The sequence below is a fragment of the Marinobacterium litorale DSM 23545 genome (assembly GCF_000428985.1).
In the GTDB taxonomy this organism is placed as follows: Bacteria; Pseudomonadota; Gammaproteobacteria; order Pseudomonadales; family Balneatricaceae; genus Marinobacterium_D; species Marinobacterium_D litorale.
Genome location: NZ_AUAZ01000003.1, coordinates 297271 through 311443 on the forward strand (window position 1 = coordinate 297271; position 14173 = coordinate 311443).

9 protein-coding genes are annotated in these 14173 nt (G+C 55.1%); 7 read left to right on the plus strand and 2 right to left on the minus strand.

The genetic code is table 11. The features are described 5' to 3' along the window. Positions 1-111: 111 nt before the first annotated feature. The 6 genes from guaB to tadA all read left to right on the plus strand — a co-directional run bounded on the left by guaB (position 112) and on the right by tadA (position 8184). Entirely contained in the window at positions 112-1581 is a 1470-nt protein-coding gene (guaB, locus tag G403_RS0104495; protein WP_027852934.1) for an IMP dehydrogenase, read from the plus strand. Positions 1582-1678: 97 nt separating this feature from the next. Then, positions 1679-3259: a glutamine-hydrolyzing GMP synthase gene (gene guaA, locus G403_RS0104500; RefSeq protein WP_027852935.1), complete on the plus strand. Its 1581-nt coding sequence runs from the start codon at positions 1679-1681 to the stop codon at positions 3257-3259. A gap of 114 nt (positions 3260-3373) precedes the next feature. Continuing rightward, positions 3374-4609: an AraC family transcriptional regulator gene (locus G403_RS0104505; RefSeq protein ID WP_027852936.1), complete on the plus strand. Its 1236-nt coding sequence runs from the start codon at positions 3374-3376 to the stop codon at positions 4607-4609. Between the two features lie 252 nt (positions 4610-4861). Further along, a complete protein-coding gene (locus G403_RS0104510) occupies positions 4862-5245 on the plus strand; it encodes a hypothetical protein (protein ID WP_156899637.1) in 384 nt (127 codons plus the stop codon). 268 nt (positions 5246-5513) lie between these two features. Continuing rightward, positions 5514-7622 carry a methyl-accepting chemotaxis protein gene (locus tag G403_RS0104515; protein ID WP_027852938.1) on the plus strand — a complete coding sequence of 703 codons (2109 nt, stop codon included), beginning with the start codon at positions 5514-5516 and terminating at the stop codon, positions 7620-7622. Positions 7623-7683: 61 nt separating this feature from the next. Beyond that, positions 7684-8184 (plus strand): tRNA adenosine(34) deaminase TadA, encoded by a 501-nt coding sequence (gene tadA / locus G403_RS0104520; protein ID WP_027852939.1) that lies wholly within the window; start codon positions 7684-7686, stop codon positions 8182-8184. Positions 8185-8207: 23 nt separating this feature from the next. Here the strand turns inward: tadA and mltF are convergent, their stop codons facing one another. Beyond that, positions 8208-9713: a membrane-bound lytic murein transglycosylase MltF gene (gene mltF / locus G403_RS22180; protein ID WP_051298535.1), complete on the minus strand. Its 1506-nt coding sequence runs from the start codon at positions 9711-9713 to the stop codon at positions 8208-8210. An 82-nt stretch (positions 9714-9795) separates the two neighbouring features. Between mltF and purL the strand changes: the two genes are divergently transcribed. After that, positions 9796-13698, plus strand: coding sequence for a phosphoribosylformylglycinamidine synthase (gene purL / locus G403_RS0104530; RefSeq protein WP_027852940.1), 3903 nt, complete (start codon positions 9796-9798; stop codon positions 13696-13698). Between the two features lie 120 nt (positions 13699-13818). Here the strand turns inward: purL and G403_RS0104535 are convergent. Next, on the minus strand, positions 13819-14173 hold a 355-nt coding region (locus tag G403_RS0104535; protein WP_027852941.1), incomplete at its 5' end, for an IS4 family transposase.

Below are 14173 nucleotides of genomic sequence, written 5' to 3' on the forward strand. Positions count from 1 at the left end.
TGCTGGTTCGGCTTAAAACCGGTGTCATCTTGTAGAGTTAAATTGAGGTCAGGGCGGTTCTTCTGTAGAATTGCTCGTTTAATTTTTCACAGATAGACAGGCTGGCAAAGAATGTTGCGAATCGTTGAAGAAGCACTCACTTTTGATGATGTTTTGCTGGTGCCTGGTTACTCCGAAGTCCTGCCCAAAAACGTTTCTCTGAAGACTCGTCTGACCAAAGGGATCGAGCTGAATATCCCGCTGGTTTCGGCCGCAATGGATACGGTAACCGAGGCCCGTTTGGCGATTGCGATGGCCCAGGAAGGTGGTATCGGGATCATTCACAAGAATCTGACGGTCGAGGAGCAGGCGGGTCAGGTTCGCAAGGTCAAGAAATTTGAATCGGGTATCGTTACCGACCCGGTGACCTGTTCGTCCGACACGACTGTCCGCGAGATTATCGAACAGGCCAATCAGTACGGTTTCTCCGGTTTTCCGGTGGTCGATGGCGATGAGCTGGTCGGCATTGTCACCAGCCGCGACGTGCGCTTTGAGAGCGACATGGACGCCCGTGTCAGCAATATCATGACACCGAAAGATAAGCTGGTGACCGCCCGCGAAGGTGAAGATATCTCCGTGATCAGCGAACTGCTTCGCAAGCATCGTATCGAAAAAATTCTGCTGGTGAACGACGCATTCGCACTGCGCGGAATGATCACCGTGAAAGACATGAACAAGGCGCAGGCGTACCCCAATGCAGCCAAGGACAGCCAGGGGCGCCTGATTGTCGGAGCAGCAGTCGGTACAGGTCCCGAAACCGAAGATCGCGTTAAGGCCCTGGTGGCAGCGGGTGTGGATCTGATCGTGGTGGATACCGCGCACGGTCACTCCAAGGGTGTTATTGATCGCGTCTCCTGGGTAAAGGCGAACTTCCCGGAGGTTCAGGTGGTTGGCGGTAATATAGCAACGGCTGAAGCCGCTATTGCACTGGCGGATGCCGGCGCTGATGGCGTTAAGGTCGGTATTGGCCCGGGTTCAATCTGTACTACCCGTATTATCGCCGGAATCGGTGTGCCCCAGATTACGGCCGTATCCAATGTGGCTGAGGCGCTGAAAGAGCGTGGTGTACCGCTGATCGCTGACGGCGGCGTGCGTTTTTCCGGTGATATCGCCAAGGCGATTGCCGCCGGTGCATCGGCGGTGATGGTTGGCTCCATGCTGGCCGGTACCGATGAGGCTCCGGGCGAGGTTGAGCTGTTCCAGGGTCGGGCGTTCAAGTCCTACCGCGGAATGGGCTCCCTGGGTGCCATGTCCGGCAGCACCGGCTCTTCCGACCGTTACTTCCAGGACGCTAAAGCCGGTGAAGACAAGCTGGTGCCCGAGGGTATCGAAGGACGCGTACCCTGCAAAGGCCCAATGAGTGGGGTGGTACACCAGCTGATGGGTGGCCTGCGCGCCTCCATGGGTTATACCGGTTGCGCCACCACTGACGAGATGCGTACCAAACCACAGTTTGTTCGCATCACCAGTGCCGGTATTGGTGAAAGCCATGTTCACGATGTCAGTATTACTAAAGAAGCGCCGAACTATCGCGTCGGCTGATTGCTAAACTGAAGTCGGATCGGAAGTGGGGCGGTTGCTGCCCCACTTTTCGTTTCTGTCGTTTACCAGACCCCGTTTTTCGGTGGAGTCACTTGAGATGACCAAAGATATTCATGCACAACGAATCCTGATTCTCGATTTTGGATCGCAGTACACGCAGTTGATCGCCCGTCGTGTTCGCGAACTCGGCGTTTATTCCGAGATCCATCCGTTCGATATGGATGAGGCAGCGATTCGCGAGTTCGACCCCAAGGGGATTGTTCTGGCCGGTGGCCCCGAGTCGGTAACCGAGCTGGATTCTCCGCGTGCGCCGGAATGCGTGTTCGAAATGGGAATCCCGGTGCTGGGTATCTGTTACGGTATGCAAACCATGGCAACGCAGCTTGGAGGCAGTGTGTCCTGCTCCGAGAAGCGTGAGTTCGGCTATGCGCGTGTGCGTCTGGCCGATAGTCCCAGCCGTTTACTGGAGGGGATAGAAGACCACATTGCCAACAATGGGGCGTTGTCGCTGGATGTCTGGATGAGCCATGGCGACAAGGTAGAGACGATGCCGGAAGGCTTTCATGTGATCGCTTCCACCGAGTCTGCGCCGATTGCGGCGATGTGCGATCCCAAGCGCAATCTATACGGTGTTCAGTTCCATCCGGAAGTGACCCATACCAAACAGGGTTTGCGTATTCTGGAGCGGTTCGTGCGCGAGATCGCAGGGACCGACGCACTGTGGACTGCTGCCAACATCATTAACGACCTGATCGACAAAGTACGTGCCCAGGTAGGTGACGAGAAGGTCCTGCTCGGCTTGTCCGGTGGCGTCGATTCGTCGGTGGTTGCGGCACTGCTGCATAAAGCGATCGGTGACCGCTTGACCTGCGTGTTCGTCGATAACGGTCTGCTGCGCAAGCATGAAGGTGACCAGGTCATGGAGATGTTCGCCCGCAATATGGGGGTGAATGTGATCCGGGCTGACGCTGAAGACCAGTTCCTCAGCCGTCTGGTCGGTGTTGATGACCCTGAAGCCAAGCGTAAAGTGATTGGTAACACCTTTATCGAAGTGTTCGATTTTGAAGCCAACCGCCTGACCGAGTGTCGTTTTCTGGCGCAGGGCACCATCTATCCCGATGTGATCGAGTCAGCCGCTGCGAAAACCGGTAAGGCGCATGTCATCAAGTCACACCACAACGTGGGTGGTCTGCCTGAAGATATGAAGTTCGAGCTGGTGGAACCGCTGCGTGAACTGTTCAAGGATGAGGTGCGCAAGATCGGCCTGGAGCTGGGCCTGCCCTACGATATGGTCTATCGCCATCCGTTCCCGGGCCCGGGCCTTGGGGTGCGTATACTGGGTGAAGTGAAGAAAGAGTACGCCGATATTCTACGCGAAGCCGATGCCATTTTCATCGAAGAGCTGCATAACGCCGACTGGTATCATAAAACCAGCCAGGCTTTTGCCGTGTTCCTGCCGGTTAAATCGGTCGGTGTCGTCGGTGATGGCCGCCGTTATGAGTACGTGATTGCACTGCGCGCCGTGGAAACGATCGACTTTATGACCGCCCGTTGGGCCCATCTGCCCTACGAGTTGCTGGAAACCGTGTCCAGTCGCATCATTAACGAGATCGAGCATGTGTCTCGCGTGGTTTATGATGTATCCAGCAAGCCGCCCGCTACCATTGAGTGGGAATGACAGGGATTTTTAACACATTTTTTGATAGAGAGTTCCCGGTGGTGTTGGTGACCGAGGCATAGTGTGAACTCACTCTTGTGGGTGCTTTACCTCTTGGGAACGGTGCAAGGGGTAATGCTCTCGGTGGCGCTGCTCTCCAGTCGTGATGAGCGGCGCATAGCCAATCGCTATCTGGGGCTGTTAACCCTTCTCTTTTCCGTGGCCCTGGCTGACTATGTGTTGGACTATGTTGGCCTGACAGCGTCTTACCCGTGGGTGCGCACCCTGCAATGGCCCAAAGAGTTTTTCTACGGGCCGCTTATCTACTTTTATGTGCGTGAGCTCTCTGTCCCCAATCCGCCGCAACTGCAAGGGCGGGAGTGGTTGCATTTCGTCCCGGCTGCGCTGCACGTGATCATTAGCTGGATGTTGTTGGCCCTGAGTGGTGAAAGACAGTTAGGGATTTTGACCGACGCGCCCGAGGCGGGGGATGAGTGGCTGTGGATGATCTTTGGCCCCATAGAGCAGACTGTCACCATGTCGGTGATTATGCTCTATCTGTTTATCAGTCTGAGGCTGCTGCGCGCTCACTCTCGACGTGTGTTAGAGACCTATTCCTACACCGAGAAATTGAGTCTGGATTGGCTGCGGCACCTGATTATTGGGCTGATCTCGATCTACTTAATTTGGGTGTTGCAGGTCTTTAGCCCAACAACTTTCTGGGAAGATGCACTGCATGCAGCGCTGGGGTTGGGTTTTGTGGTGCTGATCTACTCCATGGGTTACAAGGGGTTGCGGCAGCCACGTATCTTTCACTTGGATCTCTCTGTACCGCTGGAACCCCTATCTCGATCTTCTTTATCAGCTGTCATGAACGGCGTCGAGCCGGTAGCTACGACGAATGAAGTCAGCGCTAGTGGGGGCGATGGCAAGATTAATAGGCTGGGGGAGGATCTTGATGAGAGCCCTGCTGCGTCATTTGCCGATAATAAGTACGCAAACTCGCCGCTTTCTACTGAGCTGTCGCAGGCGTTGTTAGAGGAGTTGAAAACAGTGATGGCGTCCGAGCGACCTTATCTCGACAATCAGCTCACCCTGCTGAAGTTGGCCGCGATGCTCAATATTTCGGCACATTATCTCTCTCAGGTAATCAATCAACAGCTGCAGATGAACTTCTTCGATTTCATCAACGGGCATCGAATTGAGGCATCGTTGGCGATGCTGCAGCAGGCGGATGAGACAGGAATGACCGTGCTCGACATCGCTATGGCGTCTGGTTTCAACTCCAAATCGGCTTTTTACAGCGCGTTCAAAAAGCATCAAGGGGTTACTCCGGGTGAGTACCGCAAACGCATAGCAAGCGCCTGTTAGTGCAAAATCTCTCTTTAAATATCCATTTTGTCTGTAATTTGACGAGTCTGAGGTTCTGATGGATCGATCAGGACGACGAAAAAGGTGATTCATCGTGAAATGGCCCTGTCTCCGGCACTGGCGCCGGATTGAATGACGACTGGCTCTGATGGCTGTCTTCAGCCGTTACCACGAGACTGGAAACTATCCATGAACATGATGAAACCCATACTCTGCACTTTGCTTATCTCTACCTTGGGCGCTTGCGCTAGCGTGAATTCTTCTGAACCGATAGCCGGGGAGGGAAAGAAAGATGCCGAGGTTCTCTTTTTCCGACAATCGTCTCTGCAGGCCAAATTGGCTGATGCTTACCTGGGAACGGGGGGAGGGGATTACTTTCTCCAGCTGGGCGAGAAAGAGTACGCTCGCTACCCGGTATCATCTGGTTGGTATGAGTTTGTGGTGAAAGCTCATGGCAGCCTCTCGTCGTCGCAGAACATTGAGTTCCACGTCGGTAAAACCACCTGCGTCGAAGTGCGCCCCAATACGGAAGATGTTGAGTGGCTGGCGGTGCCTTTCCTGAATGCTCTGATCCCCAGCTTTAAGCTGGAGTCAGTCCCTTGTGTTTCGTTGGCGGAGCTGACTCAGGTAGAGTGATGCGCGGGTCAAACAGCCCCATCAGGTTCCGTGGCGGCTGTGTTGCGAAAGCGGTTTTGTACTCCTCCTGCCGGCAATGCTGCGAACGAGGTGGGTCAGGTGCAAATTGAACTTTCAAATAAATCCCTTTATAAGCTACTAGGAGATTTTCACAGACGGTATGACAAATGCTCACTGATTTTGTTTTGGCGGCGGGCTTTGATGAACGAGAGTCCAGTCTGTTATCCGCTTTTTTGTCAAACTCGGGCCGGCAATTCAGGAGTAAAAATTGAACAAACTATCTATTCAGCAACGGTTTGCCATATGGGCCGGCGTTAGTCTTTTTGCTGTCGTTCTTGGTTCCACCGCCGTGGGTATCTGGCAGTTCTCTGAAACGAAAGACGAGCTGGCCGTGCAAAGTGAGCAAACCATAAACGCCATGGTCGAGGATTATCTGGAGGCGATCTCCCAGGAGATTACACTCTCAATGGCGGGGAGTTTGGCGGAAGGGCTCGACAAAGCGGAAAGCCTGGCCAGCAGCATGGCGGTTCTCTCCCGTTATGACGTTGACGAGAAACGCAGCCTGGCTTTGGATGCTCTGGCAGAGTTGTTGGCAGATAACCCGGATTTTCTGGGTACCTATGTGAATTTTGAACCGGATACCTTTAACCGGAATGATGCTTTATTTGCTGATACTCAGGGTAGCGATAGTGACGGCCGTTTCGTTCCCTACGTTACCCGCCAATCGCCGGACTCTGTATTGGTTGAAAATCTGGAAGGTTATCTGGACCAAACGGTGGACGATAATGGCGTAAGAGCCGGTGAGTACTATCTGTGTTCAAAAGACAGTGGCCGCAGCTGTATCATTGATCCCTATTTATATCCGATAGATGGTGTCGAAACCTTGCTGACAAGCTTGGTAGCGCCGATCAAAAGTCAGGGGCGGTTTATTGGCATCGCCGGTGTGGATATCTCGGCCGCGTTTATTCAGAAACTGACCGTCACGTCCGCCGCTGACCTGTATCAGGGTAACAGTGAGATCATATTGGTCAGCCCGCGTGGTATTGTTTCAGGCCATAGCGGCGACGCCGGTTTGGTGGGGCAAAACGTCAGTGCTTTGTCCACCTCTGTAGGAGCCAGTATTGAACAAAGCCGTAATAGCGGCTCAGTTGAAGTCTCGATAAAGGAAAAACGGGTTGAGGTCGTGACGCCGTTTACCGTATCCGATCTGCCGGACACTTGGGCTTTGGTCATGTCGGTGCCGACCGACCTTGTCATGCGTGCGGTTGATGAGCAAAACGAACTGTTGGACACAGCCCAAACGAGCTTTTTTGGCTTGATGTTGCTCGCCGGACTGATATTGGTTGCTGCGGGTATTGTCGTAATTTGGCTTGTCTCTCGAAGCACTATTCGTCCTCTTGTGAATATGACTACGCTGGTGTCATCAATTGCCGAAGGCGAGGGCGACTTAACACGGACGATTGATGTAACGCGTCAGGATGAAACCGGGGAGCTGGCCGGACACCTGAATACATTCATCGGCAACCTGCGCAAGATGATTGGGGAAATGGTGCAGGTGGGGGCGCAGGTAAGCCAGCTGTCGCAGAGAAGTAATACGATCTGTGGCTCCACAGCGGCACAGATAAGTGAACAGCAAATCCTGATTGATCAGGTGGTAACCGCGATTACCGAGATGTCTGCCACCGCTCAGGAGGTAGCCGGCAGTGCGTCGAATGTTGCTGATGCTGCCAGTAAAGCCGATGATGCCGCGGAAAGAGGTAATGAGGTGATGCAAAGCACGGCTGCCTCAATCGGTAAAGTGGCGAAAAGCTCAGAGCAAGCAAAGGAAGCTATGACTGAGTTAAAGCGAAACAGTGAAGATATTGTGGGCATTCTTACCGTGATTCAGGGTATTGCCGAGCAGACTAACCTTCTGGCACTGAATGCCGCTATAGAAGCTGCCAGGGCCGGTGAGCAGGGGCGTGGTTTTGCGGTCGTGGCTGACGAAGTAAGGGCGCTGGCGCGCCGGACCCAGGATGCCACGGGTGATATTCAGGCTAAACTTGATGCTTTGCAAAAAGGTAGCCACCAGGCGGAAGGCCTCATGACTGAAAGTGTGGAGATGGTTGGTGCTACCGTAGAGCAGGCCAATCGTTCCGAAGCTGCCCTCTCAGAGATAAAACAGGCAATACAAAAAATCAGGGAAATGACATTCCAGATCGCGACGGCCACAGAGGAGCAAAGCGCTGTCTGTGAGGATGTGACCAGGAATATTACGGATATATCGCAGGTGGCGGTTGAAACAGCGGAGGGTGCTGAGCGTTTGAGCAGCGTGGGAACCGAGTTCGAACGAGCTGCTGGGACTCTTAATAAGCGGCTGTCTACTTTCAAGGTTTAGCGCCTGATACGGGGTTTTTAGTGGCTGTCGGTGTTGGTGTGGTGGTGTTGGAGAAATTAGGGTGTCTACCCCGGAGCTAAACAACGACGAATACTGGATGGCACAGGCGCTGGAACTGGCGGAGAAAGCAGCGCAGCTCGGAGAGGTGCCGGTGGGTGCGCTGGTGGTGCTGGAGGGAGAGGTTGTAGGCCGCGGCTGGAATCATCCCATCAGCGGCCATGATCCAACGGCGCATGCGGAAATTGCAGCCCTGCGTGATGCTGCTCGACAGGTCGGAAACTATCGCCTGGTGGAAGCGGATCTCTATGTCACGATTGAGCCTTGTACCATGTGCAGTGGGGCCATTGTTCACGCGCGTATACGTCGTCTGGTATACGGCGCGGTCGAGCCCAAATCGGGGGTGGTTGAAAGCCGTAGCCGGATTCTGGAAGCGCCCTGGTTTAATCATCGGGTGAGCTGGGTCGGCGGTGTGTTGGCTGAGCAATGCAGCGGGCGTATCAGCCGGTTTTTCGCGCAGCGACGTGAGCAGAAGCGTCTGCAGAAACAGCAGCAACAGCAATAGTGGTTCAAGGTTTGGATAAAGCGTTACAGCGCCGGTGACAATGGCTCGAGATTCTGCTCTTCGCGTTGCAGGTGGGGCAGGTCGGTCTGATCCTCATGAACGGCTGGCGCGTCTTCATTATCCGCGTGCTGGCGACGGGTCTGGGCCACCTGTTCTTCCCAGCGCAGCATCTCCATGTATTTGCGAATATTCGCCACATAGGTAACAGGCTCGTAGCCGCGCGCATAACCGTAGCGCACGGTGGAGTAGTATTGCTCTTTGCTCAGAAGCGGCAGGTACTCGCGCACATGCTGCCAACGGTCCGGGTCTTTGCCGGCGCGTTGGGTCAGCACGCGGGCGTCTTCCAAGTGGCCAAAACCGATGTTGTATCCGGCCAGCGCAAGCCAGGTATGATCGGGCTCCGGTATTCGGTCCGGAATCTTGGCCTTGACCCGAATCAGGTACTCGGCGCCGCCCAGTACGCTCTGGCGAGGGTCTTCACGGTCGGCTGCGCCGACTTCCTGAGCGGCGTCCTCGGTCAGCATCATTATTCCCCTGACCCCGGTCGGAGACACGGCGTTGGCGCGCCAGTGGGATTCCTGGTAGGCGATAGCTGCAAGTAGAAGGTGGTCTACGCCGGTTTCCTGCTCCGCCAGCAGGAAGTACTGCTCCAGGGGCGGGTAGCGTTCATCCAGGGCGCGCCGGAACTCGGTGGTATCGAAGAAGTTGAGCCGGTTTTGACGTGAAAAGTAGCGGGCTTCCAGTCGGTCAATCAGAGCGAGCGTTTCCGGTAGCGCGAAAAAAGCATCCAGAGCTGCCTTCAGCGTACCGTCATAGTGTTGCGGAATCATCCAGGCAATCGGTTGAGGTGGTTCAAGTGCAAAGCCTTTGGCCAGACCCGGATAAAATGAACGTTGGGCATCAAAAACCGTCGAGTCCATGATTGTGTAATCAATGCTGCCATCGTGCAGTTCGTCCAGAAGGTCGGTGGCCGCATCGTTATCAGATTCTGTCCACTCCAGCTCGGGATGGTGTTTTTTCAGACGCCCCAGCAGCTCGGCTTGGGCGGAACCTGAGAGAATCAGGATATGGCTGTCGTACAGGTCTTCGATCGATGTCGGTGCTTTCTCACCTTGGCGGATTCGGTAGATAACGGTGGGTGCACTTTTGCGATAGCTGGGACCGAAATCGAACCGCTCCAGCCGCTGTTCTGAGATGGTCAGGTTGGAAGCGGCGATATGAGCGTTACGCTCGCGCATGGTCTTGAACAGGTCGGCGAAGGTGGTTGGAAGCACCAGCTCCAGTTTGACGCCAAGATAGTCCGCGAATGCCTGGGCCAGTTCGTACTCGAACCCGGCGGGCTCGCCTTTTTCGATAAAGTAGGTCATGGGCGTATTGCGGGTCGCAACGCGTAATACACCTTTCTTTTTAATCGCTTCTATCTGTGTGGGGGTGTTGAGGCTGATGGTCGTCAACAGTACGGCCAGTCCGGCCAGTATCCAGAAGTAGAGAAGTTCGCGAAAATGGGGTTTCTGTCTAAGTTCAAACATTGTGCTGCTTTCTGGTTACCCCGTCCTCGATCAGGTAAAATTCGCGCCTGACTATCCGATCATCAAGAGGCTCGAAATTAACATGCTCGTACTGCGTGGAGCGCCCGCTCTCTCGGCTTTCCGTCATGACAAACTGCTCTCGTCACTGCAAACACGTGTGGGCGCAGTCACTGGCGTTTATGCTGAATATGTTCACTTTGCCGATCTGTCTGCAGATCTGGACGAACAGGAACAGCAGGTGCTTGATCGTATCCTGCGATACGGCCCTAACGCCAGTACTGAAGAGCCGAAAGGTGACCTGTGTCTGGTGGTCCCGCGCCCGGGAACGATTTCACCCTGGTCCAGTAAGGCGACTGATATCGCCCATAACTGTGGTCTGGATAAAGTATTGCGCCTGGAGCGTGGCGTCGCGTACTACTTTGAAAGTACGCAGCCGTTGCAAGCCGCCCAACGGGAACAGGTCAGCGCACTGATTCATGACCGCATGGTTGAGGCAGTGCTCGACAGCATTGATGCTGCCAGTGTCTTGTTCCGTCATGAGCAGCCGCGTCCTCTGTCCAATGTGGATATCCTGGGTGGTGGTCGTAATGCGCTGGTCACTGCCAATACTGAGCTGGGACTGGCCCTGGCCGACGATGAAATCGATTATCTGGTCCAAAGCTTTAATGAGTTGGGTCGGAACCCAAACGATGTTGAACTCATGATGTTTGCCCAGGCAAACTCCGAGCATTGCCGTCATAAAATCTTTAACGCCTCTTGGGAGATCGACGGCGAGGCCCAGGAACACTCCCTGTTCGGCATGATCCGCAACACCTACAATCTGGGTGGAGAGAATGTGCTCTCGGCCTATAAGGATAACGCGGCGGTTATGGTGGGCCATCGTGCCGGTCGTTTTTATCCGAACCCTCAGAGTCATGAGTATGGCTACTCCGAGGAAGATATCCACATTCTGATGAAAGTGGAGACCCATAACCACCCGACAGCGATCGCGCCGTTCTCTGGCGCAGCCACCGGCTCCGGTGGAGAAATTCGTGATGAGGGGGCTACTGGGCGCGGAGCCAAGCCGAAAGCGGGCCTGACCGGCTTTACGGTATCAGACCTGAAAATACCCGGCTTTGAGCAGCCCTGGGAGTCTGGCTATGGCAAGCCGGAGCGTATCGTTTCTCCGCTGGATATCATGATCGAAGGCCCAATCGGGGGGGCGGCTTTCAATAACGAGTTTGGTCGTCCTAACCTGACCGGCTATTTCCGTACCTTTGAACAGGTGGTTAATGGAGCGGCCGGTGAAGAGGTGCGCGGTTATCATAAGCCGATCATGATCGCGGGTGGCATGGGTAATATTCGTGCTGATCATGTAGAAAAGGGTGAGATTACCGTCGGTGCCAAACTGATCTGCCTCGGTGGGCCGGCGATGCTGATTGGTCTGGGCGGGGGGGCTGCTTCCTCCATGTCATCCGGAAGCTCCTCGGCTGACCTGGACTTCGCATCCGTGCAGCGCGGAAACCCCGAATTGGAGCGTCGCTGTCAGGAGGTTATTGATCAGTGCTGGCAGCTTGGTGATACCAACCCGATCGCCTTTATCCACGATGTGGGGGCAGGCGGTCTGTCTAATGCCTTCCCTGAGCTGGTTAAAGATGGCGGTCGTGGCGGTGATTTCGAACTGCGTAACGTCAAGAACGATGAACCGGGTATGTCGCCGCTGGAGATTTGGTGCAACGAAGCCCAGGAGCGTTACGTGCTGGCGGTCAAGCCGGAGGATCTGGCCCGGTTCGAGGCGATCTGTGAGCGTGAGCGCTGCCCCTATGCAGTTGTTGGTGAGGCGACCGAGACGCATCACCTGACGCTGGGTGATACTCACTTTGACAACAAGCCGGTTGATCTGCCGATGAGTGTGCTGTTCGGCAAACCGCCGAAAATGCACCGGACAGTAGAACGCGCAAATTACGAAGTCGCTGATTTCGATACCGCCGATATCGAGCTCGGCGACGCGGTCGAACGTGTCCTGAAGTTGCCGTCCGTGGCCTCTAAAAGTTTCCTGATTACCATCGGTGACCGTTCGATCACGGGGCAGGTGGCGCGTGATCAAATGGTGGGTCCCTGGCAGGTGCCGGTAGCCGACTGTGCCGTTACCACCATTGGCTACGAAACCTATGCCGGTGAGGCGATGGCAATGGGTGAGCGTACCCCGTTGGCCCTGGTGGATGCGCCGGCTTCCGGCCGTATGGCGATCGGTGAAACGCTGACGAACCTGGCAGGAGCGCCGATCCGGGATATCGCCGATATCAAGCTGTCAGCCAACTGGATGTGTGCGGCGGGCCATCCCGGCGAGGATGAAAAACTCTACGACACCGTCAAGGCCGTCGGCATGGAGTTGTGCCCGCAGCTGGGGATCACGATTCCGGTGGGTAAGGATTCCATGTCCATGCGCACCGTTTGGCAGGACGGCGAGGAACAGAAGAGTGTCACTGCGCCGCTGTCGTTGATTATCTCCGGCTTTGCACCGGTGACTGATGCACGTCAGGTACTGACGCCGCAGTTGCGCACGGACCAGGGTGAAACCGACTTGATTCTGCTCGACCTGGGTAATGGTCAGAATCGTCTGGGCCTGTCTGCGCTGGCGCAGGTTTATAACCGCGTCGGTCGCCAGGTTCCGGATGTGGATGATGCCGATCTATTGGCTACGTTCTTCGCGGCGATCCAGGAGCTGAATAAACAGGGGCTGCTGCTGGCTTACCACGACCGTTCAGACGGTGGGCTTTTGGCCACTGTCGTGGAAATGGCTTTTGCGGGCCATACCGGTGTTGATTTGAGTCTGGATCTACTGGCTGCCGATGACAGTGAGTTGCTGGATGCGCTGTTTGCCGAAGAGCTTGGTGCCGTGGTGCAGGTACGTCGTGGAGAGACTGAGCGTGTGCTGACTGAGCTTAACGCGGCCGGTCTCGGAGAGATCGCGAAGGTGATCGGTACGCTGAACCCGGATGATCAGCTCAATATCTCCTTTGATGATGAAGAGATCTACTCTGCCGGTCGCGTGCAGCTCCAGCGCTGGTGGTCGGAAACCTCCTACCGGATTCAGTCGCTGAGGGATAACTCTGAATGTGCTCAACAGGAGTTCGATGGGCTGTTGGATCGTGATAATCCGGGACTCAACGCACAGCTGACATTTGATCTAAATGAGGATGTCGCAGCGCCGTTTATCGCGCGGGGCGACAAGCCGCAGATCGCTGTCCTCCGTGAGCAAGGCGTGAACGGTCAGATTGAAATGGCCGCCGCGTTTGACCGTGCAGGCTTTGCGGCGGTGGATGTCCACATGAGTGATATCCTCAGTGGTGACGTGACTTTGGATCGGTTCAAGGGGCTGGTAGCCTGCGGTGGCTTCTCTTACGGGGACGTTCTGGGGGCCGGTGAGGGGTGGGCAAAGTCCATTCTGTTTAATGCGCGGGCACGCGAACAATTTGCTCAGTTTTTCCAGCGTGGCGATACATTGGCGCTGGGTGTCTGCAACGGTTGTCAGATGCTGTCCAACTTGCATGAGCTGATTCCGGGGGCCGAGCTATGGCCGCACTTCGTGCGTAATATGTCGGAGCAGTTCGAGGCGCGTGTGGCCATGGTTGAGGTTCAGTCCTCGCCGTCGCTTTTCCTTGAGGGTATGGCAGGCTCACGTATGCCGATTGCCGTGGCGCATGGAGAAGGGCGGGCGGAGTTTCGGGATAACTCGCATCTCGCGGGTCTTGAGAGCGCGGGGACCATTGCTTTGCGCTATGTGGACAACCGTGGGCAGCAAACCCTCAGTTATCCGGCGAACCCCAATGGCTCTCCGAACGGCATTACCGGGATTACGACACCGGACGGCCGGGTAACGATAATGATGCCGCATCCGGAGCGGGTTTTCCGTGCGATTCAGAACTCCTGGGCTCCAGACGATTGGGCTGAAGATGGTGCCTGGATGAGAATGTTCCGTAATGCGCGTAAAGCGTTGGGCTGAACGTAAAAAGGGGATGGGCTTGAAGCCCTTCCCCCTTTTGAGTGTAATTAATCGGTTGTCGATTTTTCAGGCATAAAAAAAGCTGGCATAAAGCCCACTGCTGTCCCATAGTTTTTTTGATCATAAAGGGATCCTCATTTGAGGGTCCCTTTCTTGTGGCTCGGGGGGAGGAGGATTGAGCAGCGCCCAAAGGGGAATGCGTTCGAACAAGCTCACCTGAAGAGTTCGCATAATGCGTTGTACACTCCAGCCTTGCCGCGCACTATGGCGAGCAAACGAGAGCAGCAGATAGCAGATCATGGCGATCCAGATCTGCGTCAACACTGCATTTTTACTGTGACCTAAAAACGCCTTTATCTTCAGGTTCTGCTTGAGCGCTTTGAAGAAGAGCTCCACCTGCCAGCGGTCCTTATAGATCGCCGCAATAGTCGTCGCGGCCAGTTGGAAGTTGTTGGTGATAAAACGGAAGTGCTTA